At 70.2% G+C, this 25,252-nt stretch carries 24 protein-coding genes; 14 read left to right on the top strand and 10 right to left on the bottom strand.

Features of this window, described 5'->3' with window-relative positions; all coding sequences use genetic code 11:
* Positions 1 to 169: 169 nt before the first annotated feature.
* The 6 genes from ACIQ7D_RS22640 to ACIQ7D_RS22615 all read right to left on the bottom strand — a co-directional run bounded on the left by ACIQ7D_RS22640 (position 170) and on the right by ACIQ7D_RS22615 (position 7,128).
* Complete coding sequence (locus ACIQ7D_RS22640; protein WP_403940219.1) at positions 170 to 1,048, bottom strand: hypothetical protein; 879 nt, start codon at positions 1,046 to 1,048, stop codon at positions 170 to 172.
* 539 nt (positions 1,049 to 1,587) lie between these two features.
* Positions 1,588 to 2,970: an Nramp family divalent metal transporter gene (locus ACIQ7D_RS22635; RefSeq protein ID WP_403940217.1), complete on the bottom strand. Its 1,383-nt coding sequence runs from the start codon at positions 2,968 to 2,970 to the stop codon at positions 1,588 to 1,590.
* 157 nt (positions 2,971 to 3,127) lie between these two features.
* A complete protein-coding gene (locus tag ACIQ7D_RS22630) occupies positions 3,128 to 4,636 on the bottom strand; it encodes a GntP family permease (RefSeq protein WP_403940215.1) in 1,509 nt (502 codons plus the stop codon).
* A gap of 130 nt (positions 4,637 to 4,766) precedes the next feature.
* Positions 4,767 to 5,195 (bottom strand): RidA family protein, encoded by a 429-nt coding sequence (locus tag ACIQ7D_RS22625; protein WP_403940214.1) that lies wholly within the window; start codon positions 5,193 to 5,195, stop codon positions 4,767 to 4,769.
* On the bottom strand, positions 5,192 to 6,007 hold the full coding sequence (locus ACIQ7D_RS22620) for an IclR family transcriptional regulator (protein WP_403940211.1): 816 nt from the start codon (positions 6,005 to 6,007) through the stop codon (positions 5,192 to 5,194). The genes ACIQ7D_RS22625 and ACIQ7D_RS22620 overlap by 4 nt, the downstream gene beginning before the upstream one ends.
* On the bottom strand, positions 6,004 to 7,128 hold the full coding sequence (locus ACIQ7D_RS22615; RefSeq protein ID WP_403940209.1) for a sugar kinase: 1,125 nt from the start codon (positions 7,126 to 7,128) through the stop codon (positions 6,004 to 6,006). Before ACIQ7D_RS22615 ends, ACIQ7D_RS22620 begins: the two co-directional genes overlap by 4 nt.
* A 211-nt stretch (positions 7,129 to 7,339) precedes the next feature.
* Between ACIQ7D_RS22615 and ACIQ7D_RS22610 the strand changes: the two genes are divergently transcribed.
* The 5 genes from ACIQ7D_RS22610 (at position 7,340) to ACIQ7D_RS22590 (ending at position 13,276) form a co-directional block, all read left to right on the top strand.
* Entirely contained in the window at positions 7,340 to 8,614 is a 1,275-nt protein-coding gene (locus ACIQ7D_RS22610; protein WP_403940206.1) for an alanine racemase, read from the top strand.
* A gap of 16 nt (positions 8,615 to 8,630) precedes the next feature.
* Positions 8,631 to 10,280, top strand: coding sequence for an amidohydrolase family protein (locus ACIQ7D_RS22605; RefSeq protein ID WP_403940204.1), 1,650 nt, complete (start codon positions 8,631 to 8,633; stop codon positions 10,278 to 10,280).
* Positions 10,281 to 10,617: 337 nt separating this feature from the next.
* Entirely contained in the window at positions 10,618 to 11,448 is an 831-nt protein-coding gene (locus tag ACIQ7D_RS22600) for a polysaccharide deacetylase family protein (RefSeq protein WP_403940330.1), read from the top strand.
* 90 nt (positions 11,449 to 11,538) lie between these two features.
* Entirely contained in the window at positions 11,539 to 12,750 is a 1,212-nt protein-coding gene (locus tag ACIQ7D_RS22595) for a pyridoxal phosphate-dependent aminotransferase (protein ID WP_403940202.1), read from the top strand.
* Between the two features lie 97 nt (positions 12,751 to 12,847).
* Entirely contained in the window at positions 12,848 to 13,276 is a 429-nt protein-coding gene (locus ACIQ7D_RS22590) for a hypothetical protein (protein WP_403940200.1), read from the top strand.
* 53 nt (positions 13,277 to 13,329) lie between these two features.
* On the opposite strand, the gene ACIQ7D_RS22585 is transcribed toward ACIQ7D_RS22590, so the two are convergent.
* Both ACIQ7D_RS22585 and ACIQ7D_RS22580 read right to left on the bottom strand, forming a co-directional pair.
* Positions 13,330 to 13,611, bottom strand: coding sequence for a hypothetical protein (locus ACIQ7D_RS22585; protein WP_403940198.1), 282 nt, complete (start codon positions 13,609 to 13,611; stop codon positions 13,330 to 13,332).
* Between the two features lie 44 nt (positions 13,612 to 13,655).
* A complete protein-coding gene (locus ACIQ7D_RS22580) occupies positions 13,656 to 14,048 on the bottom strand; it encodes an ATP-binding protein (protein ID WP_403940196.1) in 393 nt (130 codons plus the stop codon).
* 198 nt (positions 14,049 to 14,246) lie between these two features.
* On the opposite strand from ACIQ7D_RS22580, the gene ACIQ7D_RS22575 reads away from it, so the two are divergent.
* Both ACIQ7D_RS22575 and ACIQ7D_RS22570 read left to right on the top strand, forming a co-directional pair.
* Positions 14,247 to 15,122 carry a helix-turn-helix domain-containing protein gene (locus ACIQ7D_RS22575; RefSeq protein WP_403940195.1) on the top strand — a complete coding sequence of 292 codons (876 nt, stop codon included), beginning with the start codon at positions 14,247 to 14,249 and terminating at the stop codon, positions 15,120 to 15,122.
* A complete protein-coding gene (locus ACIQ7D_RS22570; RefSeq protein WP_403940194.1) occupies positions 15,119 to 15,370 on the top strand; it encodes a DUF397 domain-containing protein in 252 nt (83 codons plus the stop codon). The genes ACIQ7D_RS22575 and ACIQ7D_RS22570 overlap by 4 nt, the downstream gene beginning before the upstream one ends.
* Before the next feature lie 79 nt (positions 15,371 to 15,449).
* On the opposite strand, the gene ACIQ7D_RS22565 is transcribed toward ACIQ7D_RS22570, so the two are convergent.
* Positions 15,450 to 16,172: a hypothetical protein gene (locus tag ACIQ7D_RS22565; protein WP_403940192.1), complete on the bottom strand. Its 723-nt coding sequence runs from the start codon at positions 16,170 to 16,172 to the stop codon at positions 15,450 to 15,452.
* Between ACIQ7D_RS22565 and ACIQ7D_RS22560 the strand changes: the two genes are divergently transcribed.
* The 5 genes from ACIQ7D_RS22560 (at position 16,101) to ACIQ7D_RS22540 (ending at position 21,465) form a co-directional block, all read left to right on the top strand.
* Complete coding sequence (locus ACIQ7D_RS22560) at positions 16,101 to 17,330, top strand: ALF repeat-containing protein (protein WP_403940190.1); 1,230 nt, start codon at positions 16,101 to 16,103, stop codon at positions 17,328 to 17,330. The two genes, ACIQ7D_RS22565 and ACIQ7D_RS22560, sit on opposite strands and share 72 nt — an antisense overlap.
* Positions 17,269 to 19,455, top strand: a complete 2,187-nt coding sequence (locus ACIQ7D_RS22555) for a hypothetical protein (RefSeq protein WP_403940188.1) — start codon at positions 17,269 to 17,271, stop codon at positions 19,453 to 19,455. Before ACIQ7D_RS22560 ends, ACIQ7D_RS22555 begins: the two co-directional genes overlap by 62 nt.
* A gap of 64 nt (positions 19,456 to 19,519) precedes the next feature.
* Positions 19,520 to 19,783, top strand: coding sequence for a hypothetical protein (locus ACIQ7D_RS22550; protein WP_403940186.1), 264 nt, complete (start codon positions 19,520 to 19,522; stop codon positions 19,781 to 19,783).
* A 7-nt stretch (positions 19,784 to 19,790) separates the two neighbouring features.
* The gene (locus ACIQ7D_RS22545) at positions 19,791 to 20,051 is read left to right on the top strand and encodes a hypothetical protein (protein ID WP_403940184.1); all 261 of its coding nucleotides are present in this window, start codon (positions 19,791 to 19,793) and stop codon (positions 20,049 to 20,051) included.
* Between the two features lie 175 nt (positions 20,052 to 20,226).
* On the top strand, positions 20,227 to 21,465 hold the full coding sequence (locus ACIQ7D_RS22540) for a DUF6183 family protein (protein WP_403940183.1): 1,239 nt from the start codon (positions 20,227 to 20,229) through the stop codon (positions 21,463 to 21,465).
* 93 nt (positions 21,466 to 21,558) lie between these two features.
* Here the strand turns inward: ACIQ7D_RS22540 and ACIQ7D_RS22535 are convergent, their stop codons facing one another.
* The gene (locus ACIQ7D_RS22535; RefSeq protein ID WP_403940181.1) at positions 21,559 to 23,436 is read right to left on the bottom strand and encodes a phosphoenolpyruvate carboxykinase (GTP); all 1,878 of its coding nucleotides are present in this window, start codon (positions 23,434 to 23,436) and stop codon (positions 21,559 to 21,561) included.
* A gap of 335 nt (positions 23,437 to 23,771) precedes the next feature.
* Between ACIQ7D_RS22535 and ACIQ7D_RS22530 the strand changes: the two genes are divergently transcribed.
* Together ACIQ7D_RS22530 and ACIQ7D_RS22525 are read left to right on the top strand one after the other, a co-directional pair.
* A complete protein-coding gene (locus tag ACIQ7D_RS22530) occupies positions 23,772 to 24,488 on the top strand; it encodes a hemolysin III family protein (protein WP_403940180.1) in 717 nt (238 codons plus the stop codon).
* Between the two features lie 128 nt (positions 24,489 to 24,616).
* Positions 24,617 to 25,240: a TetR/AcrR family transcriptional regulator gene (locus ACIQ7D_RS22525; protein ID WP_403940178.1), complete on the top strand. Its 624-nt coding sequence runs from the start codon at positions 24,617 to 24,619 to the stop codon at positions 25,238 to 25,240.
* Positions 25,241 to 25,252 lie beyond the last annotated feature (12 nt).

The following is a 25,252-nucleotide window of genomic DNA, read 5'->3' as shown; positions in this document are numbered from 1 at the left end:
TGAGCGGAGTGGTGCCGGACGGACGGGTCGGGTCGGGTCGGGTGGAAGGCTCTGTTACGGCGGAGACCGCCGCGCACTTCCCGGCAGTGTCCGCCTGTTGTGTGTCAGGTGTCCGCGGGGGCCGCGTACCGGTTCCGTCGCGGTTCCACGGCGACCCACGGGTCCATGACTACGGCTCCTGACTCACGGGAGCCTCATCGTTCAGGACACCGGTTGGCTGAGATTGGTTCTCGGGAGTGTGCAGCGGAGAGGAACAGAAGCCGCACCGGTCGCCTATCAACTCCATTCCGCACCAATGGCATCGCTCGCGCCGGACGGACGCCACCAACTGGTACATCACGGAGATGTCCGGAAGGTGTGCCACGAACTCCACCAGCTTGCCGGTACCCCACCAGCGCGCCGATTCCCCGGGCAGTTCGGCCTCGGACACCCCGGCGACCTGCCAGGCCGGCGCGAGCGTCTCGGTGACCCAGTCGGACTGCGACTGCCCGCGCGCGACCAGGAGCCGCGTGGCGAAGTCGGGGCCGGTCAGTTCACCGGAGCCGATCTTGACGAGCTGCGGCTGCGGGGTGGCGACCACACCGAACTGCGAACCCGGCACCCAGGACCTGGCGTGCGCCTTGAGGCTGACGGGAACGCGGTCGAGCTTGGCCACGGAGCTGAGCAGCGCGCCCGCGTGGATGTAATGGGACAGCAGCCGGGCGGCCGAGGCGACCACACCGGGGCTGAAGTCACATATGGACAACTGGCGCAACTGGCGTACGAGTACGGCGAGTCCGAGCGGCGGCAGGTCCGACCTGAGCAGCGCGACGCGGTCCGTCTCCAGGACGGACCGCACGGCGTGCATCCGGCGTTCGTACGCGGCCGGGATCGAGGAGGGATAGACGGCGACGACATAGCCGTAACTCTCGACCAGCATCTGCATGTCGGTGAGGGCGTCCTCGAACGACTGCGCCTCGGGAGGCTTGAACGCCGCGGCGGTGGGCGTCTGCTGGTCCTGTGCCGGCAGCACCAGGTCGGCGCTGGTGACGGCGATTGCGGTCGACACGTGCTGATTCCCCGTTCCATCCGTTACCGGCGGAGCCCGCCGGGAACCGCGGGCCGCCTACTGCTGAATACACCCGCGTCGGCACTTTATCCAGCCCAATCCATGACTACCAAGCTTTTCACCAGGCGGAACGTCATAAGGGTGGATAGCCAGCCGAATTGGACAAAACGAAGCGGCGATTTCGACCACGAATGCGAACTGTGGGGATTTCGCACGCATCGCATCCGCCACCGCCTCCACTCGAATGTGAAAACGAAACAAGTTCACTTTGCCGAAATTTCAGAGTCATAAACGTTTCACCGCGAGGACAGCAGGCCGCCGTCCCCGCTCACCGCCACAACTCCATTGGCCTGAACCAACTTTACGCCCGGCGAACAGGGACTCGGCAAGAGCAATCACATCGATCTTCACCGCGGGCGCGGTACGGGCGTCATACGGGCCCGGCCGGGCACCGAGGCGGGCACCGGACGCGACAGCGGCGGCGTCGGGGTCGGTGGCGGTCGGTGGCGGCGGCGGCGGTCGACGGCGGCCCTCCGGGCCTACCAGGGAATGTCCCGTACCTGCTGCACACACAGCACGACGAACAGCAGCCCACCCGCCGCCAGCATCACATTGCTCAGCGCCCCGTTGCGCCATTCCGCGGGGGTACGGGGGGAGTTGAGCAGCCAGATCAGGGTGAGCGCGAGGAACGGCATGAAGAAGGCGCCCAGCACGCCGTAGACCACGACCAGCCCGAAGGGCTCGTCCAGGAAGAGCAGCGAGATCGGCGGGAAGGTCAGCCAGAGCAGATACGCGCGGAACGGCACCGAACGCTCCCGCTCACCGGACGCGACCTCCACGACCGGCGCCGCGGTCCCGGACACACCGGATACACCGGACACACCGGAGGCTCCGGACCCACCGCCCCCGGACGCCGCCGCGCGGTCCGCGCGTACGCGCTCCACGAAGTCGGCGAACATCAGGCTCACCCCGTGCCACACCCCGATGAGCGACGAGAACGACGCGGCGAAGAAACCGATCAGGAAGAGCTTGGCGGTGACCGGGCCGAACCGGTCCTCCAGGATCGTGCCGAGATCGATCAGCCCCCGGTCGCCGGAGGTGAGCGCCATGTGCGAGGAGTGCAGCAGCTCGGCGCCGACCACCAGCATCGCGACGACGAAGAGCCCCGTGGTGATGTACGCGACCCGGTTGTCGAGCCGCATCACCTTCATCCAGGCGGAGTTGGTCCACCCCTTGGCGTTCACCCAGTACCCGTACGCCGCCATGGTGATGGTGCCGCCCACCCCGCCGATCAGCCCGAGCGTGTAGAGCAGCGAGCCGTCCGGCAGGACCGGGGCCAGCCCGGCGAAGGCGGCGCCCAGGTCGGGCGCGACACGGACCGCGACGTACACGACCACCACGAACATGACGCCGATCAGGACCGTCATGACCTTCTCGAAGACGGCGTACCGGTTGAACCAGACGAAGACCAGGCCGACCAGACCGGTGATGACGGCCCAGGTCTTGAGCCCCGGGCCGTCCGGGAAGAGCGCGACGATCGGGAGCGCGCTGGAGGACATGGCGGTGGCCCCGTAGACGAAGCCCCAGACCACGACGTACACCGCGAAGTACCCGGTGGTCCACCGGCCGAGGCTGCGCCAGCCGTCGAAGAGAGTGCGTCCGGTGGCGAGATGCCAGCGGCCCGCGGCCTCGGCGAGGGAGATCTTGACGACGCAGCCGATGACCGCCGCCCACAGCAGGGTGTAGCCGAACTTGCTGCCCGCGATGAGGGTGGCGACCAGGTCACCCGCGCCGACGCCGGTCGCGGCGACCACGATCCCGGGGCCGATGTATGTCCAACTCGACTTGCGGGGCCGGGATGCGGCGGTGCCGGCCTCGTCCGTGCCGGCACCGCCCGTGCCGGTCTCCGTGGTTCCTGCCATACGTTGTCGCCTCCCGCTCGTCTCGTTACGTGACCCGAGTCACCAAAGCGGGGCGGCGATCATCGCGCAAGAGGGCCTGCGGTGAGGGTTCGGTGGGTGCGCGGGGGCGCGGGAGAGGTGTGGGCGGGACGTGTGGGCGATTCCGCCCGTACGCGGCTCAGATCACCAGGCTCAGCAGCGCGGCCACCACGAACCCCGCCACCGACAGCACCGTCTCCAGCACGGTCCAGGACTTGAGGGTGTCGCGCTCCGATATCCCGAAGTACTTCGCGACCATCCAGAAGCCGCCGTCGTTGACGTGCGACGCGAAGATGGAGCCCGCCGAGATCGCCATGATGATCAGGGCGAGATGCGCCTGCGAGAGCCCCTGGCCCTCGACCAGCGGGACGACGATGCCCGCCGTGGTGACGATCGCGACCGTCGCCGAGCCCTGCGCGACCCGCAGCACGACCGAGATCAGCCAGGCCAGCAGGATGACCGGCAGGCCCACGTCGTTGAAGGTGTCGGCGAGCGCGTCCGCGATCCCGCTGCCCTTGAGGACCGCGCCGAAGACCCCGCCCGCGCCGACCACCAGAAGGATGTTGCCCACGGGCTTGAGGGAGGCGGTGGAGACCGTCTCCAGCGAGCCGCGCGACCAGCCGCGCCGTACGCCCAGCAGGTAGTACGCGAGCAGCAGCGCGATCGTCAGCGCCACGAAGGGGTGGCCGAAGAACTCGATGACGGAGCGGAGGGGATGGGGTATCCCCTGCTCGGAGCCTGTCGGAGAGCTTGGGGAAGGGGCGAACGCGATGGACGAGAAGGTCGCGAGCAGGATCAGGATCAGCGGGGTGCCGATGATGGCGATGACCGTGCCGAGCGCGACGGGGGTCTCCCGCGGGGTGAGCCCCGAGGCCCGCTGCTCGGCGGCGACGGCGGCCTTGGCCTCCTCCGCCGCCTCGACCATGTCCTGCGGTACGTCGACGAAGAGGCGGTTGCCGATCCACGCGGCGTAGGCCCACGCGGCGAGGACGGCCGGGATCCCGACGATCGTCCCCATCAGGATGACCCAGCCCAGGTCGACCTCGAAGAGCCCGGCGGCGGCGACGGGACCGGGGTGCGGCGGCAGGAACGCGTGCGTCATGGAGAGCCCGGCGAGCAGCGGCATCGCGTACAGCAGGATCGACTTGCCGGAGCGTTTGGCGGCGGCGTACACGATCGGCGCCAGGACGAAGATGCCGACGTCGAAGAAGACGGGGATACCGAAGACGACCCCGGTGACGCCCATGGCGAGCGGGGCGCGCTTTTCCCCGAAGAGCCGGAGCAGCCGGGTGCTCAACACCTCGGCGCCGCCCGAGACTTCGAGGATGGCACCGAGCATCGTGCCGAGTCCGATGATGATCGCGACATGGCCGAGGATGCCGCCCATCCCCGACTCGATCATCGAGACGGCGGCGGACTTCTGAACCGTGCCGAAGAGTTCGGTGACGGAGAGCCCGGCGGCGAGGCCGACGGCTATGGAGACACCGAGCAGCGCCACGAAGGGCTGGAGTCTCACCTTGATGATCAGAACGAGCAGCAGCGCGATACCGAGGGCGGCGACGGTCAGCAGACCGGCGGTTCCGCCGATGAGAAGGAGCAGGCCGCCCGTGTGGGGCGGGGTCGCGGGGGCGTCAGCGGCGAGCAGCATGGGGGACCTCTGGACCTCTGGTCGGGCAGGGACATGGAGGATCGCGGAGCGGCTGGTGCTGTAACGGGTGCTGTGTGCGGGAAAGCGGTACGGGACCGAGGCCGGGGGCCGGTCGGCCCAGGACGGCGGGTCAGCCCAGAACGGCGAGGACGTCGATCTCGACGAGGAGTCCGGCGGGCAGTCCGACGTAGACCGTGGTCCGCGCGGCGGGCGGCTGCGTCAGCCCCTGCTCCGCGAAGTAGGTGTTGTAGATCTCGTTCATCTCGGCGAAGTGGCCGACGTCCGTGAGGTAGACGCGCACCATCATCGCGTCGTCCCAGCTCGCGCCGCCCTCCTCCAGGATCGACTTGACGTTGTCGAGCGTCTGGAGCGTCTGCTCGCGCAGGGTCGGGCCCGCGGGCGTCGGCGGCTGTCCCTCGACGGCCGGGAGGAAGCCGACCTGGCCCGCGACCTGGAGGATGTTGCCCTTGCGGACGCCGTGCGAGAACCGGGCCGGCGGGGTGGTGTGCGTGGCGGGCGTCAGCGCGGTCTTGGCGGTGGGGGCGGTCTGCTCGGTCATCGGGCTTCCTTGTCCGGGTGGGGGTCTGGATGGGGGTCTGGGTGGGGGTCTGAGTGGGGGTCTGAGTGGGGCGCGGTGCCGGAGTACTCCCGGCTGATCGCGTCGGCGGTACGCCGCACCAGCGGGAGCAGGGCGAGGAGTTCGTCGGCGCCGACGACGACGTTGGGCGCGGAGACCGACATCGCGGCGACGACCCGGCCGTCCGTGCCCCTGATCGGGGCGGCGACGCAGTTGATGGACTCCTCGTGGCCGCCGAGATCGGTGGCCCACCCCTGTTCGCGTACGGTCGCCAGCTCCTTGAGGAAGGCGGCCGCGTCGGTCGTCGAACGGGGCGTGTACGCGGGGTAGTCGAGGCGTTCCGCGACCGCGCGGCGCTCGGCTTCGGGGAGGTCGGCGAGGAGCAGCTTGGCGACGGCGGCGACGGTGATCGCGACCGGTCTGCCGATCCGCGAGTACATCCGGACCGGGTAGCGGCTCTCGACCTTGTCGATGTAGAGGACGTCGCCCTCCTCGCGCACGGCGAGATGGACGGTGTGGCCGCACTGGTCGTTGAGCGCGGCGAGATGGGAGTGGGCGATCTCGCGGACGTCCAGATTCTCGACGGCCTCCTGGGCGAGCGCGAAGAGCCGGGCGCCGAGGCGGTAGCGCTGGTCCTGCTGGCGGTGGACGAGCCCGTGCTCGTGGAGCGTACGGAGCAGCCGGAGCGCGGTGGACTTGTGGACACCGAGCCGCTCCGCGACCTGCCCGAGGTCGGCGGGGCCCTGGGCGAGCAGCGGAAGGATGCTCAGCGCGCGGTCGACGGTCTGGCTCATGCGGTACGTACCTCCGGTTCACCCGCGCCCGTCCAGCCCGGTCCGAGACGAAGTGTGCCCCAGGCGCTCCCGTCCAGTGCGGCGAGGCGGTCGGCGTGGTCCCGGGAGGGCGGCGTGGCGAGGTCGCCCGCGACGGTGAGGGCGGCGGCGGCCATGAGGTGGCCGTGGCGCAGCCGGGCGGCGACGGGCAGGCCGCGCAGGGTCGCGGAGAGGAAGCCGGCGGCGAAGGCGTCACCGGCGCCGACGGGGGCGACGACGTCGACGCGGAGCGCGGGCACGTCGGTGACGGTGTCCCCGGAGCCGGAGCCGGAGCCGGAGCCGGAGCCGGAGCCGATGCCCATGCCGGTACCGGTACCGGTACCGCCGGCGGTGCGCGTACGGGTGTACGCCGTCGCGCCCTCGCTGCCGCGCTTGACCACCAGCGTCTCCGGCTCGGGCAGCGCCGCCCGGATCGCGTCCGCGCCGTGCAGGTCCCACGCCTCGGCCGCCTCGTCCTCCCCGACGAGGACGAGGTCGGCGCCGCGCGCCAGGTCGAGCAGCACCCGGGCGCCGTCCGCGTCGCGCCACAGGCCGGGGCGGTGGTTGATGTCGAAGGAGACGAGGGGGCGGCCGGGTACGCGGCGGGTGAGTTCCCGGGTGAGGGCGAGGCAGTCGTCCGAGAGGGCGGGGGTGATGCCGGAGAGGTGCAGGACGCGCCCGGCCCACAGGTCCTCGTACGGCAGGGCGCCCGGTGCCATCGCGGAGGCGGCGGAGCCGGCCCGGTAGTAGGCGACCTCGTGGACATCGGTGGCGCGGTCCGTCGCCGTACGGAAGTAGATCCCGGTCGGCCGGTCCGGGTCCCTGCGGACGCCCGAGGTGTCCACGCCGTAGGCGCCGATCGCCTCGACCAGGTGATCGCCGAAGCCGTCGGCGCCGACCCGGCTGACCCACTTCACGGTGTGCCCCGCGCCCGCGAGCGCGCAGGCGACGTTGGACTCGGCCCCGCCGATCGTCCGGTCGTACGAGGGGACGTCCGCGAGCCTGCCGGGGCGGGTGGGCAGGAAGGTGACCATGGACTCACCGAGGCAGACGGCGTCCACGCTCGGGGCGACGGCGCGGTCCGCGGCTACGGTTCCGGTCACGCTGGGGCTCCTCAGGGGTCGGAAGGGTCGGGAGAGGTTGCCGACGCCGGGAGGGGTCGACGGTGTCGAGCGGGGCACCATTGACCCGGTGTCTGCCCGGATGTTAGACACCGTGGAGCGACATACGCAATGCTCGTTGCGGAGAATGCAACAGAATGCGGTACGCCACGGGCACGATCACGATCACGGCACCGACGACGGGAAGGCACCCATGGCCGCCGACGAGCACGCCGAGCACGCCGAGTACGTCGACCACCGCTTCAAGGGCCTCCCGCCGGACGCCGAGGGTCTGACCGTCGGGGCGCTCGCCGCCGAGCGGCGCTCCTTGTTCACCGGCGGCTTCACCACCCCCGTGCTCGCCCTGTCCGCCGAGGCGGTCGAGCACAACCTCGCGCTCCTGGAGACGTACGCGGAACGCCACGGCCTCGCCTTCGCCCCGCATGGCAAGACGTCCATGGCCCCCCAGCTCTTCGCGCGCCAGCTCGACCGGGGCGCGTGGGGCATCACGGCCGCGGTCCCCCACCAGGTCCGTGTCTACCGGGCGTTCGGCATCCCGCGGATCTTCCTCGCCAACGAGCTGGTCGACGCGGCGGCCCTGCGCTGGCTCGCCGCAGAGCTGGGCCGGGACCCCGGCTTCCGCTTCGTCTGTTACGTGGACTCCGTGCGCGGTGTCGAGCTGATGGACGAGGCGCTGCGCGCCGCCGGCGCGGGCCGTCCTGTGGACGTCGTGGTGGAGCTGGGCGCGGGCGAGGGCGCCCGTACCGGAGTCCGTACGGAGGCGGAGTGCGCGGCGGTCGCGGACGCGGTGGCCGCCGTACCGACGCTGCGGCTGACGGGTGTCGCCGGTTACGAGGGCGAGGTGCCCGGCGCCGACCGCACGACCGTACGGGACTGGCTGCGGCGGCTCGTGGCGCTGGCTGCGCAGTTCGACCGGGCGGGCCGCTTCGCCGGCACGGACGAGATCGTGCTCAGCGCGGGCGGCAGCGCCTGGTTCGACGCGGTGGCGGAGGTCTTCGCGGACGTTCCCGCGCTCTCCCGCCCGGTGTGCAAGCTGCTGCGCTCCGGCGCGTACATCTCGCACGACGACGGCCACTACCGCCGGCTCACCCCCTTCAACCGCGTCGCCGGGGAGGGCGCCCTCCAGCCCGCGTTCCGGCTCTGGGCCCAGGTCGTCTCGCGCCCCTCCGCCGCGCAGGCGTTCGTCAACGCGGGCAAGCGGGACGCCGCGTACGACCTGGACCTGCCGGAGGCGCAGGTCGTACGGGACGGCCGCACCGGCGCGATCCGCCCGGCCACCGGGATCACGGTCACGGGCCTGTCCGACCAGCACGGCTGGCTCGCCACCTCGCCCGAGGCGGAGCTGGAGGTCGGCGACTGGGTCGGGATGGGGCTGTCGCATCCGTGCACGTCGTTCGACAAGTGGCAGCTCATCCCGCTGGTGGAGGCGGACGGCACGGTCACGGACTTCATCCGCACCTACTTCTGACGACAGGGAGGGCCGTATGGATCTCGTCATCCGCGACGTCCGCGTCATCGACGGTACGGGCGGTGCCTCGTACCGCGCCGACGTCACCGTCACGGCCGGCCGGATCTCCGCCATCCGGCCGGAGTCCGGCGGCGGCCCGAGAACACCGCGCCCCACCGGGGCCCGGGTGGTGGACGCCGCCGGGCTCGCGCTGGCGCCCGGTTTCATCGACATGCACGCGCACAGCGACCTCGCGCTGCTGCGCGACCCCGACCACTCCGCGAAGGCCGCGCAGGGGGTGACCCTCGAAGTCATCGGCCAGGACGGCCTGTCGTACGCGCCGGTGGACGACGCCACCCTCGCCCAGGTCCGGCAGGCCATCGCGGGCTGGAACGGCGGCGGTGAAGACGCTGCCGACTCCGTCGACTTCGACTGGCGCACCGTCGGCGAATACCTCGACCGGCTCGACCACGCCTTCGAGGGGCGCGGCTTCGACGGCGGCGGCATCGCGGTCAACGCCGCCTATCTGGTCCCGCAGGGCACGGTCCGCGCCCGGGTGGTCGGCTGGGACGACCGCCCCGCGACGGGCAGCGAACGGGCCGCGATGGAGCGGCTGGTGGCCGAGTCGCTGGAGCAGGGCGCGGTCGGGATGTCCTCCGGGCTGACGTACACGCCCGGGATGTACGCGGACGGTGCCGAACTGGCCGCGCTGTGCCGGGTGGTGGCGCGGTACGGCGGCTACTACTGCCCGCACCACCGCTCGTACGGGGCCGGGGCGCTGCGCGCGTACGAGGAGATGGTGACGCTCACCCGGCGGGCGGGCTGCGCGCTCCATCTCGCCCACGCCACCATGAACTTCGGGGTGAACAAGGGGAAGGCGCCCGAACTGCTCGGTCTGCTCGACCGGGCGCTGGACGCGGGCGCGGACATCTCCCTGGACACGTATCCGTACACCCCGGGATGCACCACGCTCGTGGCGATGCTGCCCAGTTGGGCGAGCGAGGGCGGGCCCGGCGCGATCCTGGAGCGGCTGCGGGACGACGCGAGCGCCGAGCGGATCCGGTATGTGCTGGAGGAGGTCGGCGCGGACGGCTGCCACGGCGTGCCCATCGAGTGGGACACGATCGAGATCTCCGGGGTCACGGACCCGGCGCTCGCCCACCATGTCGGCAGGACGGTCGCCGAGGCGGCGGCGTCGGCGGGCGAGACGCCGTGGACCACGGCGCGCCGGCTGCTGATCGAGGACCGGCTCGGCCCGACGATCCTCCAGCACGTCGGGCACGAGGAGAACGTCCGCGCGATCATGCGCCACCGGGTCCACACGGGTGGCAGCGACGGCATCCTCCAGGGCGCCAAACCGCATCCGCGTGCGTACGGCACCTTCCCGCACTATCTCGGCCGGTACGCGCGTGATCTGGGCGTCCTCCCGCTGGAGGAGTGCGTGGCCCATCTGACGGCGCGCCCGGCGGCCCGGCTGGGGCTGCGGGACCGGGGGCTGGTCCGGGTGGGCCACCGCGCCGATCTGGTGCTCTTCGACCCGGACACGGTGGCGGCGGGTTCGACCTTCGAGGCGCCGCGCACGCTGCCGGTGGGGATCCCTTACGTACTGATCGACGGCCGCTTCGTGATCGAGGACGGGCGCCGTACGGATGTGCTGGCGGGGAGGTCGGTCCGGCGCGGCGCCTGAGAGCCTGGCGGGTGACCTCTGACCGGGCGTCCACGCCCTGGCACGGACGTGCCTGGTGGGAACGGGTGGGCGAGCCGCTTCACACAAACTTGTGACCGAGCCGCCGGAAACGGATCCTCACCCGTCCTTCGCTCGTCTCTCTCCCCGGACACGGTGATCAGAGGCGAAAGCGGTGGGGACGATGGGGCGCTCGGGGAAGGCGCGCGGGGGCGGGCGACCGGTCGGGACACGGCTGCTGTCGACGGCGCTCGCGCTGGCCGGGACGGCGCTGCTGGCGGGGTGCGGCGAGCGGACGGTGGACGGGAGCGACGCGCCGGCACCGGTGCCGCGCCCCGGGGTGACCTCGCCCGTACCGTCCCCGCACGACGGCGGAAAGGGCGCGGAAGGACGGGACGACGACGGGCGGAAGGGCACGCCGGACGACGGCCGGAACGGCGCACGGGACGGCGGGCAGGGCTCCGCGCGGGACGGCGCACGCGACAGTGCGCGGGACCGGCGCGACGGGCCTGCGCCCGCGCCGCCCCGGCAGACCTCGTCGCCCGACCCTGCTCTGGCGCCGCCCCTGGTCAGCATGGACATCGCCCACGCGGTGGAGGGCGGCGGCAAGGCGGTCAGCCTGACCATCGACGACGGCCCCGACCCGGTCTGGACGCCGCGCATCCTCACGATCCTCCGGGAGAACGGGGCGCGGGCGACCTTCTGCATGATCGGCCCGCAGGCCGCCGCGCACCCCGCGCTGGTGCGGCGGGTGGTGGCGGAGGGCCACCGGCTGTGCGACCACTCCGTGACGCACGACACCGGAATGGACCATAGGTCCAGGGCGTACCAGCGGGAGCAGATCCGTACGGCGGCCCGCCAGATCGAGGAGGCGTCCGGCGGGGTGAAGCCGCTGTACTACCGGGCGCCCGGGGGCGCCTTCACCCCGTACAGCCGGCAGATCGCGGCGGGCGCGGGGATGCGGCCGCTGGGCTGGAACGTGGACTCGAAGGACTTCGAGACGCCCGGCTCGGACGCCATCCTGCGTACGGTGAAGGACGAGCTGGGCAACGGCCCCACCCTCCTCTTCCACGACGGCGGGGGCGACCGCTCCCAGACGGCGCACGCGATGGAGCGGCTGCTGCCGTGGCTGCGCGGGAAGGGGTACGCCTTCGGCTTCCCGGAGCGCTGAGCCCAGGGGCACGCCGCTCTGTACGCCGTGCGGACCAACGTGGGGAAGAACACCACGCGGGCTGCGTTACACGGCCGTAAGGTGGCGGACATGCAGGTCATCCAGTCGACGAAGCTCGCCAACGTCTGTTACGAGATCCGGGGGCCGGTCCTCGACGAGGCGATGCGGCTGGAGGCGGCGGGCCATCGCATCCTCAAGCTCAACACCGGCAACCCGGCCGCCTTCGGCTTCGAGTGCCCGCCCGAGATCCTGGAGGACATGCTCAGGAACCTGAGCGGCGCGCACGGCTACGGCGACGCGAAGGGGCTGCTGTCCGCCCGCCGCGCGGTCATGCAGCACTACCAGACCAAGGGCATCGAGCTGGGCGTCGAGGACATCTATCTCGGCAACGGTGTCTCGGAGCTGATCCAGATGTCGATGCAGGCGCTGCTCGACGACGGCGACGAGGTGCTCGTACCGGCCCCCGACTATCCGCTGTGGACCGCGTCGGTCTCCCTCGCGGGCGGTACGGCTGTGCACTACCGCTGCGACGAGCAGGCCGACTGGATGCCGGACCTGGCGGACATCGAGCGGAAGATCACCGATCGTACGAAGGCGATCGTGATCATCAACCCGAACAACCCGACGGGTGCCGTGTACGGCGAGGAGATGCTCGGCTCGCTCACGGAGATCGCCCGCCGCCACAACCTGGTCGTCTGCTCGGACGAGATCTACGACCGGATCCTGTACGACGGCACCACGCACACCCCGACGGCCGCCGTCGCCCCCGATCTGCTGACCCTCACCTTCAACGGGCTCTCCAAGAACTACCGGGTGGCCGGGTTCCGCTCCGGCTGGCTGGCGGTCTGCGGCCCCAAGGCGCACGCCTCCTCGTACATCGAGGGGCTGACGATCCTCGCCAACATGCGGCTGTGTGCGAACATGCCCTCGCAGCACGCGGTGGCCACCGCGCTCAACGGCCGGCAGTCGATCGAGGACCTGGTGCGGCCGGGCGGCCGGATCCTGGAGCAGCGGGACACGGCGTACGAACTGCTCACCGGGATCCCCGGCGTGACCTGCGTGAAGCCCAAGGGCGCGCTGTATCTCTTCCCCCGGCTGGATCCCAAGGTCTTCAAGATCAAGGACGACCGGCAGATGGTGCTCGATCTGCTGCGGGCCGAGAAGATCATGGTCGTGCACGGTACGGGGTTCAACTGGCCGGAGCCGGACCACTTCCGGATCGTCACGCTGCCGGCGGCCCAGGACCTGACGGACGCGGTGACGCGGATCGGGACGTTCCTGGACGGTTACTCCCAGCCGTAGAGGTTTCCGGGCTCCGGACCACGGATGCCGGAACGCACTCAACTTTAGACTGATTCCAAGGTAGGATGGTCTCCTGACCACGCAAGGAGGCCGTCCCATGTACGAGCCCATCCGTACGAAGTCGGTCCACACGTCGGCCGACGACGCCGACTTTCCGCACCGGAGCCGCGAGGACGAGCTGAAGATCCAGCTCTCCGGCCATCTCGCCGCGCTGCTCGCGGTCACCGACGAGCTGGGGCTCGACGAGGCCGCGGAGGCGATCGCCGGGCAGATAGGCAGACTGCGCGGCACCCCGCCGGCCCGTCACGCCGGGCTGACCGGCGCCGACCCGGCCGCGCTGCACCGCCGGGCGCTCGCGCTCGCGGGACGCGCGCTCGTCGTCGCCGCCGCGCGTGCCGACACGGCGTCGGCGATCCTCTCCGCCGAACGCATGGACGCGCACACCGCCGCGCTGGCGGAGCTGGTGCCGGAGGGGAGCCTCCCCGACCGGAGTCTCCCTGATCAGCGCCTCGTAGGCGCTCACTGACGGCCCCGGTCCGCGGGCCGCGGAGGCGCGCGGACCGGGTGCCACCGTTCGACTCACCGAGGTCGCCGCGCGAGCAGCCACTCCAGGTCGGGCAGGAAGTCGTCCACCCCGGCGACAAGGGCCGGAGCGTGATGGGGACAGCCGTACACATCGACGCCCAGGCCACTCGCGGAGGGCCGGGCCCCGACCTTCCGTACGGATCGGGTGGCACCGCAGGTGGCACAAGGGTAGGGCACGTCGGTCACGGGTTCACGCCTTCTGACCGGTTGGCCCTCGTCGGCCTCCAGCAGTACGGCCCCACCCAGCCCCACCAGCACCACCTTGAGCCAGCGCACACAGGCAGGATCCTCACGGGTCACGGGCGGGGGAAGCCGGCCACTCACGGGGCCACCGCCAGCCGGAAGATCAGCCCTTTCCCACGCAGGGTGGGGACAACGGACCATCCCGGGGCGAGCAGATCGAGCAACCCCAGCCCCCGGCCGCACTGATCCCAGACACCGTGCCGCCGCCGCTCGGGCACCGCCTCGCTCCGGTCGTGCACCTCCAACTGGATCGCCCCGTCGCGCGGCGCATGACAGATCAGATCGAACCCGCCACCCCCGGCGTGCAGTACGGCGTTGGTGGCGGTCTCACTGACCAGCAACTTCACAGTCTCGTGATCCACGCGAGGAAAGGGTGCGTACGCACGGCCCGCTATGGCGCGGGCCTCGGACACGGCAACAGCCGTGCAGGGGTAGCGCTCGACCGCCAGGACGTAACCGTACTGATCCATTACCCACACCTTTCAGGCGCGCAGGGGAGAAGAGCACACACAGCAGTCATCTGCTTTCGCTACGTGCGCCGCCCAGTTTGGGTCACGTGACTCACCCAGTGCAACTCAATGTACTCGGACCGATCCGAGGAGTCATAGGGTGGTCAGCTGACCGATACTGTGGCGTCGTCGAGGACCACGCCGCCGAGAGGGGAACTCGTGGCCGTCAGCGTCAACGCGAACGCGATCTTCGCCATGCGCCGCGTGGGCGAGGAAATCCAGCGCCTCCGCACCGAAGCCGGCCTCCAGCAGGAGGCCGTCGGACAAGCGCTCGGCGTCTCGCGCTATACGGTGGGCAAGATCGAGCGCGGCAGAGCATTCCCCACCGACGAGCAGCTCCCTAAGCTGTTCAAGATCTTGGATGTCACAGCCGATGAGCGCGCCGGGATTGTCGCAGCGATCGAGCAAGGCAGGTCATACGGCCGCGCCTGGTACGAACAGCCCGAAATCCAGGCCCTGTTCAGCGGAGACTCCTACCGTTTCCTGTCGCTCGAAGACGCCGCGGAACACGTCTCGACGCACTCGGGAACGTACGTACCGGGGCTCCTTCAGACGCGTGAATACATTGAGGCGATCGTCGCCTTCGGCCAGAAGCACGAAAGCACGGAGCGCCGTGAAACGTTCATCGAGGCCCGGTTGAAGCGGCAGGACGTCCTCACTCGACGCAACCCCCTTGCCATGGACGCCATCTGTCTGGAGTCCGCCCTGCGATCCCTCGTGGGCGGACCGGAGGTCATGCGTGCGCAGCTCCGGCATCTGGTGTCGTGCGCCCAGCAGCAGAACATCACCCTGCGGGTGATCCCCTTCTCCGCTGGAGCGGCGAACATCGCCAGTGCCATGTTCACCATCATTGATTTCGCCGGTTCCGGCAATCGCAGCGTGGTTTCGCAGGAGCTGTCGAGAGGCGATACGCTCGATGACGATCCTGCCCAAGTGCGTCGCAGTCGACGGAAGTTCGCAGACCTCGCAGGCCACGCGCTGGACAGAGAAGAATCCTTGCGCCGTATCGAAGAGATCGAGAAGGACCTTCAGTGAGCAACTCAAAGGATGACCTGTACGCCACACCGCTCGACGGCGAGTGGGAGAAGTCCTCGTACAGTGCCGGCTCAGGAAATGACTGCGTCCAGATCATGCCCATCAACGGTGGCGTCGCCTTCGGTGACACCAAGCGGCGCGACCTCGACGGTGCTCTGCGCTTCACCGACAAGGAGATGCTGGCCCACATACTCGCCGTCAAGGCAGGCCAGTACGACCACCTCATCCCCGACGGCACCGAACTCTGACCCACCGGCCGCATCAACGGCCCCCTGTCCGCAGAACACTCGGCTGGGCCCCAGCCGAGTGCCTGCCTCCGAAGTGGATTCAGCTGGTGCTGCCGGTGACGGCCACCATGGTGGCCGTTCCCGGGTAGCCCGTGGGCTCCTCCGCGGCATCCCACTTGCCGTTGGCGTGGCGCAGCGTGTGCTTGATCCGTCCGTCCGCCGTGAGGACCGCGGTCTGGAACTCACCCTCGACAGCCGCCGCGTCCACGCTGACGGCGGGCTGATGAGGGCCCAGCTTCCCGCTCAAGTCGCCGAACGCGCTCCAGCTCCCGCTGGCCGCGCGGATCGCGTGCTTGATGTCGCCAGTGGGGCTGGAGAGAATGATCTGCAGGTCACCGCCGATGCCGGCGAAGGCAATCCCGTTGACGGAGTCGAGTCCGGTGGGTTGATTGGAGATCCGGCCCCATCCGGTCCAGATGCCGTCCGCGTTCCGCAGGCCGTGGTATGCCTTCTTGTCGGCGACGACGCCGATGTGAGTAAGGCCGCCTGATGTCCCCGAGACGGTGACCTCCGTGGCGTTGCCGAGGACACCGAGCTTCGTGGTCACGTTGCCCCAGTTACTCCACTTCTCGTCCGCGTCCTGGACAGAGTGGTAGACGTTGCCGTCCGACAGGGCAACCAGGGCCAGCCCCTTGCCTGTCGAGGTGACCGCGATCCGCGACGTCGTCCCGGGGTCAAGGCAGCCGCCGAGGTGGCGCTGACGGGAAGCGACACGGACGTACGGCTCTTCCTCGACGCCGAGAAGGACATCGCCGAGCTGCACGACGACCGGATCGCCACGGTCCAGATCTTCTCGTTCGGTGGCCGGGGTGTACAGGAGGCCGCGCAGAGCGCGCTGGCCGGCACACCGGAGCAGTTGCGGACCTTTCTGGAGAGCGGCTGGCAGGCACCGCTGGAGCATGACCAGCGAGTCCGGGTCACCCAGCTGATCAGCGCTGGTGGCCCCGGGGTCCAGAAGGCCGGACAGGCCGCGCTGAACGGCACGATCGAGGATGTCCGTGCTTTCCTGGACAAGGGCCAGTTCACGGCCCGGGACAACGACGACCGGGTCCAGCTGGTGCAGATCATGAGCACCGGCGGGCCCGCCATCCGGGAGGCCGCCCGGGTCGCGGCGGCCGGGTCCATTGAGGACATCCGCGAGTTCCTCCAGGTCGGCCAGCATGTGGCACGCGCCCGTGACCAGGAACGCTCCACAGTCGCGCAGCTTGCGGAACAGGCACGCGAGGCCGGCCGACAGGCCGGGGTGGAGACGGAGGCGGCAAAGGAAGCCTCCGCGCGCGCGGTCGCCGCGTCAAAGCTGGCCAAGGAAGCCGCGCAGAAGGCCGCCAAGGAGACCGAGGCGGCGAAGAACGACGCCAATCGCGCGGCGGGCGCGGCGAACAGAGCCGCCGATGCAGCGGGGCAGGCCGCGAAGGCCGCCCAGCAGGCCATCAACGCGGCTGCCGCCGCGAACACCTCGGCTCGTGTCGCGGCAAACGCGGCGGCCCAGGCCGCCTCCGCCGCGGCCGGTGCGGCGCAGGCGGCCTCCAAAGCACGCGGGGCGGCGGCCGACGCCGCCACCGACGCGAGCAAGGCGTCGACGGCGCGCATGGCGGCCGAGGGCGCGCGTACCGCGGAAGGGCGCGCGCCTGGCGGCGCAGGCGGCCGAGCAGGCCGGTGTAGCCGCGACTCAGGCCGGTATCGCGGCCAAGGGCGCGCTGAGCGCGGGCGCCAACGCCGACGCGGCGGCGGACGCGGCCCTGGAGGCCAGCGGCTATGCCGACCAGGCGGGCGCCAGCTCCGCCGCCGCGCGCGCGGCGGCGGCCCAGGCCCGCCGGCACGCTCAGGAGGCCACCCGCGCGGCGAACACTGCCCAGTCGTTGGCCGCAGAGTCCGCGATCGCCGCCTACGAGGCGAGGGACGCCGCCAACTCGGCCGCTGACCACGCCGAGGCGGCCGCCAAGGCCGCGGACGAGGCGGCTGAACACGCCGGGGACGCAGCGCAGGCCGCCACGAAGTCGACCGCGCATGCCGCAGCGGCGAAGAAGGCTGCCGACGCCGCGAGCGACGCGGTCGCCAAGGCCCGCAAGATCCATGACCTCGCCCGCAAGGTCGAGGCGGCAGAACTCGCCGCACGCACCGAAGCCGCCGTCGAACAGGCCAAGGACCTCAAGGCTGAGGACACGGAACGCACCAGGGAGGCGGCCCGCGCGGCCAAGGAGGCGAAAGACCTCGACGCCGAGGCCGTACGGCTGGCAGCCGAGGCGGGCCGCCCCGACGCGGACACCGGGGAAGTCGCGGGCAAGGGACGCCAGGTCGCCCTGCTGGCGATGAAGACCCGCGGCCCCTGGAGCCGCACCGCCGCCGAGGTCGCCCTCGCCAGTCCTGACGACGAAGTCGTCGAATACATCCGCACCGGGTGGCAGCAGGCTGAGGAGCAGGACGAGTACGCGCGCGTCGAACGCCTCGCACAGGATTCGGAGTTCACGGCGGTACGCACCGCGGCAGAGGAGGCTCTCCAGGGCGACGCCTCGCGTGTCCACTCGTTCTTGACCACAGGACAGCACGAGGCCGCAGCAAACGACTACCGTGTCCAGGTCGTCCAGCTCATGGACGGATCCGAACGAGGCGTCAAGGAAGCCGCCCAGACAGCTCTGGCCACCGGAACCACCGACGCGCTACGCACGTTCATCAGCACCGGGCAGTACACCGCACGCGACAACGACAACCGCGTCACCGCCGTCCAGCTCATGACCAACGGCGGCCCCGAGGTCAAGGCAGCTGCCAGGATCGCCCTGGAAGGCCCACCCGGACTCCTGCACGCCTTCGTACGGAACGGCCAGTACCAGGCCGAGCGCAAGGACAAGCTGACCAGTACCCATATCGCCCAGGTCCAGCGCCTGATCGCCGGAGCGGCCTCCATCGCCGCCACCGCCCAGCAGAACGCGTCCGAGGCCGCACGCGTCGCCGCTATCGCCCGCGAGGCCGCCGCCGAGGCCGAGGAGTACGCCAAGCAGGCCAAGGCATCGGCCAGTCAGGCCAAGGACTACGCCGACCAGGCCGCCAAGTCCGCGAAGGACGCGGAGACCTCGGCCGCCCAGGCGGCCCAGTCGGCCAAGACCGCCCGAGCTGCGGAGGCCGACGCCCACCAGGCGGCGCGCCGCGCCTCCGTCTCCGCCTCCAACGCCGAAGCCTCTGCGTCCGCCGCCCGTGGCTCCGCCGACGAAGCCTGGGCCGCCGCCAACGACGCCCGCGCCTCCGCCCTCGCCGCGGGCAAGGACTCCAAGGCCGCCGACAAAGCTGCCAAGGAAGCCCTCACGGCGGCTACCGCCAAACTCCGCCAGGAAGCCGAAGCGGTCCGCCAGAACGAGGAGGACCGGAAGGCGACCGGTGAACTCCAGGACATGGAGGACTCCTTCCTCGCCGCAGCGGCCGACGAGGAAACCAGTGTCTGGCAGATGCTCGCCGCCGGCGGCCATCTCGTCCTCGACATCGCCGGCCTCATCCCCGTCGTCGGGGAGCCTGCCGATCTCATCAACTGCGGCTGGTACGGGGCCGAAGGGGATGCCCTGAACAGTAGTCTCTCCTGCGCCGCCGCCATCCCCATCCTCGGCTGGGGCGCCACCGGTGGCAAACTCGGCGTCAAAGGATTCACCGCCGTCGAAGCGTTTTTCAAGGCACAACGCGCCGCCGGTAAAACTCCTCACATCTGGAGCAAAGGCAAGAAGTCCACACATGCGGCAAATGCCGCGCAGCACTGGGGGAAACACAAGGCGGAGTTTCCCGAGCTTAAGGGCGCCAGAGAATACGTGGAACTGGCGCACAGTTACAGAATCGCCACCCTGACGCCGAAGCCACCTGCCGGAATGCGAGTATGGGACCAGAACGGCGGATCGACGGCAGCATACGACATTCTGACGAATACATTCGTCGCGTACGATAAAAACGGAATTCCGCAGACGATGTACAAACCTCGTCCGTACAATCAGCAGACCAATCCCACGAGGTACAAAGGAACGCTGGAGCAATGGCTGCAGGATCCCGCTCGCGGAACGGCCAGACGCTAGCGTTTCGTGATCCCCTGGATGTCACTCCGGTGGGACAGGTACACGAGCAATCGGAATGGGAAAGATGAGCAGTGAAATCGAGCATGCATGCCGTATCTGCGGGGCTATTTTCCCGGGTGACCCCACCTGGGAGAACAGTGTTCCCAATTACGTCATCTGCAATTGTTGCGGACTGGAATCCGGGATCGGCGACACCGATCTGGAAAGTGTCCGCAGCTATCGCGGCTACTGGGTGGGTAACGGCGCGAAGTGGAGTACGCCGACGCGGAAGCCGGACCACTGGGACCTGCTGAAGCAGCTGGAAAACATCCCGCCCCAGTGGCGCTGACGCCGAGATGACGGACGTCGAACATATCTGCCGTGTGTGCGGATACGACTACGGCGGTTATTCCATTCGGGAGGATGGCGCCGGCAACCACGACATCTGCGACTGCTGCGGCGTCACCTTCGGCTACGAGGACAATCTACTGGAGGGCGTAAGGGATTTCCGGGCCCACTGGGTCGGTACGGATTTCGCCTGGGCCGACGCGTCCATCAAGCCCCGTGGGTGGGATGTGAACGAGCAGATGCGGAACATTCCGTCTCGGTGGTGCTGACACCGACGACCGTGCGCCGTGCCGCCGTTCCCCGGCGCCATCCCGCGGGCCACCCGTAGCACCGTACTCACGGAGCCTCATCAGAGAACGCTGACGGTTAATCCGGAGTTGTACTCAACGTCGGCCTTCGAGACCATATTGTGGCCTTGAAGGCCGGCGTTGTCGTACGGAGCGAATGAAGATATCGTTGAGGTCGGGGGAGATCAGCCCCACCCGGCGAGAGGAACGAGACATTCCCGCCATGAAGAGCGACGTGGCCCGCAGGCTGGAAAGCCTGTCCGGGGCCAGTGGTTCAGAGATATTCGCACTCGGCGATGAAATCGAACGCCGTCTTTCCTCCGGAGAATTCGAGTGGGTTGATCTTTTCGCGGAGGCCGTGGCCCTGCGGGCCGCCTCCGGGACCGGTGAGGGACTCCACTACCAGGTGGTCCTCGACCGTGTCCGCCGCACACTTGCCGCCCATCCCGGGCCACAGAGCCTGCGCATCCTGACAGCCGTAGTGGCTTCTCGGGGAGCCGACGCCCAGGAACGGGTGCGGGCCGAGCGGGGTCTGGCGCGGCTCGTCGCGGACGGCCACCGCGTCGAGGACATCGCCGGGGTGGTGTTCGCTGCCGGGGCCGCTTCCACGCTGTCCCGGGAGTTCAAGGCGTGCCTTCTCCACGAGTTGGTGTTCCTGTCCATCCCGGTGGAGGAATACCCGGCGCTCCGCGCCTTCGCCGGCACGCTGGTCTCCGAGGGACATCCCCTCGCGGTGCTGCCGTTGCGGCTGCTCCCGTCGGAACGTGGGCTCCGGCGGCCACGGAGCGCGGCGGACGACTGGACCTGGGCGATGCCTCCGGCGTCGGTGTCCGCGTTCGACGAGCCCGAGCTGCTCGCCTCGCCGGACGCCCTCCGCCGTACCTCGGGCATCGACATGACGGAGATCACCGACGCGCCGTCCGCCGCGGCCATGGGCGTCGCGGTGAGGCCATGGTGTTCGGAGTCCAACGGGGTTGTCGCGGCGCAGGATTTCTGGTCTCCCGACGCCGTGTCACCGGACGACTTCGCGGCCGTACTCCGGAGGCTTCCGCTGACGGCATGGCCCGAGGGTCAGCCACCCGTGCGGGTAGCTCCGACGACCCCGGACACGGTGCTGCGGACCCTTCTCACCGCAGCCGTCCTCCGCTCGGCCTACGGCTCCGGCCTGGGCCGTGCCTATGGACGGCTGGCCGCCTGGCAGTCCCTCGGCGGGCTGACCGGTGCCCCGGCCGATGCCCCGCCGGCCCGCGTCACGGAGCTGGTCGAGCAGACGCACTGGTTCCGGATCGCGCCCGTGTCCGACTGGTTCAACGAGGTGGCCTGGGACCTCGCCGTGGCCGCCCTGCGTCCGGGTGGTCAGGAGATCGCGGTCCTGACCGCCACCGACACCGACTGAGAACCGGTAAGCGCCGTGGGCTCGGAGCCTCAACAGGCTCCGGGCCCACGGCGCTTCGCGGTGAAGGTCCGCCCGGGGTTCCGTGAGCGGGCGTCAGCCCAGGCGTGCGACCAGGGCGTGGTACTCGTCCCACAGCTCCTTGGGGGCGTGGTCGCCGAAGGTGTTGAGGTGCTCGGGGACGAGAGCCGCCTCCTCGCGCCAGACGTCCTTGTCGACGGAGAGCAGGAAGTCCAGCTCGGCCCCCGACAGCGCCAGACCCTCGGTGTCCAGGGACTCCTTGGTCGGCAGGATGCCGATCGGGGTCTCGACGCCCTCGGCCGTGCCCTCCAGGCGCTCCACGATCCACTTCAGGACGCGGCTGTTCTCGCCGAAGCCGGGCCAGACGAACGTGCCCTTGTCGTCCTTGCGGAACCAGTTGACGTAGTAGATCTTCGGCAGTTTCGCGCCGCCGTCCTTCCGTACCGCGTCCTGGCCGACCTTGACCCAGTGGCCCATGTAGTCGCCCATGTTGTAGCCGCAGAACGGCAGCATGGCGAACGGGTCGCGGCGCAGCTCACCGACCTTGCCCTCGGCGGCCGCCGTCTTCTCGGAGGCGACGTTGGCTCCGAGGAAGACGCCATGCTGCCAGTCGAAGGACTCGGTGACCAGCGGCACGGCGGAGGCGCGGCGGCCGCCGAAGAGGATGGCCGAGATCGGGACACCCTTGGGGTCCTCCCACTCGGGCGCGATGATGGGGCACTGTCCGGCGGGGACGGTGAAGCGGGCGTTGGGGTGGGCGGCGGGCGTGCCGGACTCGGGGGTCCAGTCGTTGCCCTTCCAGTCGGTGAGGTGCGCGGGCGGCTCCTCGGTCATGCCCTCCCACCAGACGTCGCCGTCGTCGGTGAGCGCGACGTTGGTGAAGACCGAGTTGCCCCACATGGTCTTCATGGCGTTGGCGTTGGTGTGTTCGCCGGTGCCGGGCGCGACGCCGAAGAAGCCCGCCTCGGGGTTGATCGCGTAGAGCCGGCCGTCCTCACCGAACCGCATCCAGGCGATGTCGTCGCCGATGGTCTCCACGGTCCAGCCGGAGATGGTGGGCTCCAGCATGGCGAGGTTGGTCTTGCCGCAGGCGGAGGGGAACGCCGCCGCGACGTACTTCGGCTCGCCCTGCGGGGGCGTCAGCTTGAGGATCAGCATGTGCTCGGCGAGCCAGCCCTCGTCGCGTGCCATGACGGACGCGATGCGCAGGGCGTAGCACTTCTTGCCGAGCAGGGCGTTGCCGCCGTAGCCGGAGCCGTACGACCAGATCTCGCGGGACTCCGGGAAGTGCGAGATGTACTTGGTGGAGTTGCAGGGCCAGGGCACATCGGCCTCGCCCTCGGCGAGCGGGGCGCCGAGGGTGTGGACGGCCTTGACGAAGAAGCCGTCGGAGCCCAGTTCGTCGAGGACGGGCTGTCCCATGCGGGTCATGGTGCGCATGGACGCCGCCACGTACGCGGAGTCGGTGATCTCGACGCCGATCGCGGAGAGCGGCGAGCCGAGGGGGCCCATGCAGAACGGGACGACGTACATCGTCCGGCCGCGCATCGAGCCGCGGAAGACACCGTCCTCCCCTGTGAAGATCTCCCGCATCTCGGCGGGGGCCTTCCAGTGGTTGGTCGGGCCCGCGTCCTCCTCCTTCTCGGAGCAGATGAAGGTCCGGTCCTCGACACGCGCCACGTCGGAGGGGTCCGAGGCGGCGTAGTACGAGTTGGGCCGCTTGCCCGCGTCGAGCTTCTTGAACGTGCCCTTGGCGACGAGCTCCCCGCACAGGCGCTCGTACTCGCTCTCGGACCCGTCGCACCAGACCACGCTGTCCGGCTGGGTGAGGGCGGCGATCTCGTCCACCCAGGAGATCAGGCCCTGGTGAGCGGTGGGCGCCGCGCCGGAGGCGGTGCCGAGGGTGGTGCCGGAAATGCTGGAGGTGCTGGGAGCCGCGTTGTCGCGCGCCACGATCGCTCCTTGGTGAGGGGTTTTGAGGTTGTCTGCCCCTTGGGGGCTCCGACCCGGATGCTTCGTAGCCGCTCATCCGGTGCCGACCGCACTCATTTGATCATCCGACCCATCCGCCCATATGTCCAGAGGGCCGCACACGTGAGCATCGCCACTCCGGGAGCACCCCGGGGACACATGAAGGGCGTACGTACGGCACCGGAAAGGCACCCTCGCGCCATGTGCGCGGCACGGGGAGGCGGCCGGGCGCCGACCGCCCCGGCCGTGGCGGAATTAACGGAGCCGACCCTCCGTACCGGGACGTAACTTACGGAGCCGTAGGTAGCATGAACCCCATGACTCCTGCCGCGCCCGACGCGCCCGCGAACCCCCCGTTGAGCGAAGGGGGGCCGGCCGCGCTCCTGTCGTTGCCGATCCCGGTCAAGCCGAAACTCCGCGGCTGGCTGCACGCGGGCATGTTCCCGGCCGTCCTGGTCGCGGGCCTGGCCCTGATCGCCCTGACCGGCTCCACCCGCGCCCGGATCGCGTGCGGGATCTACGTCCTGACGGCCTGTCTGCTCTTCGGCGTCAGCGCGATCTACCACCGCGGCGAGTGGGGCCCGCGCGGCGAGGCCGTGCTCCGCCGCCTCGATCACGCCAACATCTTCCTGATCATCGCGGGCACGTACACCCCGCTGACGATGCTGCTGCTGCCGGACTCGACGGGCCGGACCCTGCTCTGGGCGGTCTGGGCGGCGGCCGCGGCGGGCATCGCCTTCCGGGTCTTCTGGGTCGGCGCCCCGCGCTGGCTCTACACGCCGTGCTACATCGCGATGGGGTGGGCCGCGGTCTTCTTCCTGCCCGACTTCCTGCGTACGGGCGGGATCGCCGTCCTGGTCCTCGTGATCGTCGGCGGCCTGCTGTACAGCGCGGGCGGTGTGATCTACGGGCTCAAGCGGCCGAATCCGTCACCGCGGTGGTTCGGCTTCCACGAGGTCTTCCACTCCTTCACCCTCGCCGCGTTCGTCGTGCACTTCGTCGGTATCTCGCTGGTCGCCTCGCAACACTCCTGAGCGGAGGGGGCGGCCGGAGCGGCCACGCGCCAGGCGTCGGACGGATCAGGGCCGCCACGGCTCCGGCACATGACCGGAGAGCGTCGTGACGGGGTCCAGGGGGTGGCAGATGCACGACAATGAGAGACATGGCCGCGATCTCTCACACCCCCCTCGACAAGCAGCTCTCCCAGCTCACCCTGCGCGAGCGCAAGAAGCTGCGGACACGCGTGACGATCCGCCGCGCGACCTACCGGCTGATCACCGAGCAGGGGTACGAGGCGACGACCGTCGAGCAGATCGCGGAGGCGTCCGAGGTCTCCCCCTCGACGGTCTTCCGGTACTTCCCCACCAAGGAGGACATCGTCCTCACCGACGCGTACGACCCGGCGATCGCGTCGTCGCTGCGGGAGCGGCCGGCCGGTGAGTCCCCGCTCGCGTCGCTGCGCGCCGTGATGGCGGAGGTGCTGGAGAGGTCGATGGCCCACGAGCCTGAGGAGCTGACCCAGCGGACACGGCTGCTGGTCAGGGTCCCCGCCGTCCGGGCGCGGATGACCGAGACCATGTCGGTGACGGCGAAGCTCCTCGCCGACGTCCTCGCGGAGCGCACCGGCCGGCGCCCCGACGACCTGGACCTGCGGGTCTTCGTCGGCGCCGTGCTCAGCGCGCTGCGCGAGGTCACCCTCCACTGGGGCGAGCACGGCTGCCAGGGCAACCCGGTGGCCCTGCTCCACCAGGCCCTCGACGGCCTCGAAGGCGGCCTGCGCCTCTGAGCACCGCCCTGG

The organism is Streptomyces sp. NPDC096310, from assembly GCF_044763125.1.
In the GTDB taxonomy this organism is placed as follows: domain Bacteria; phylum Actinomycetota; class Actinomycetes; order Streptomycetales; family Streptomycetaceae; genus Streptomyces.
This window is presented reverse-complemented; position numbering and strand designations above follow the sequence as displayed.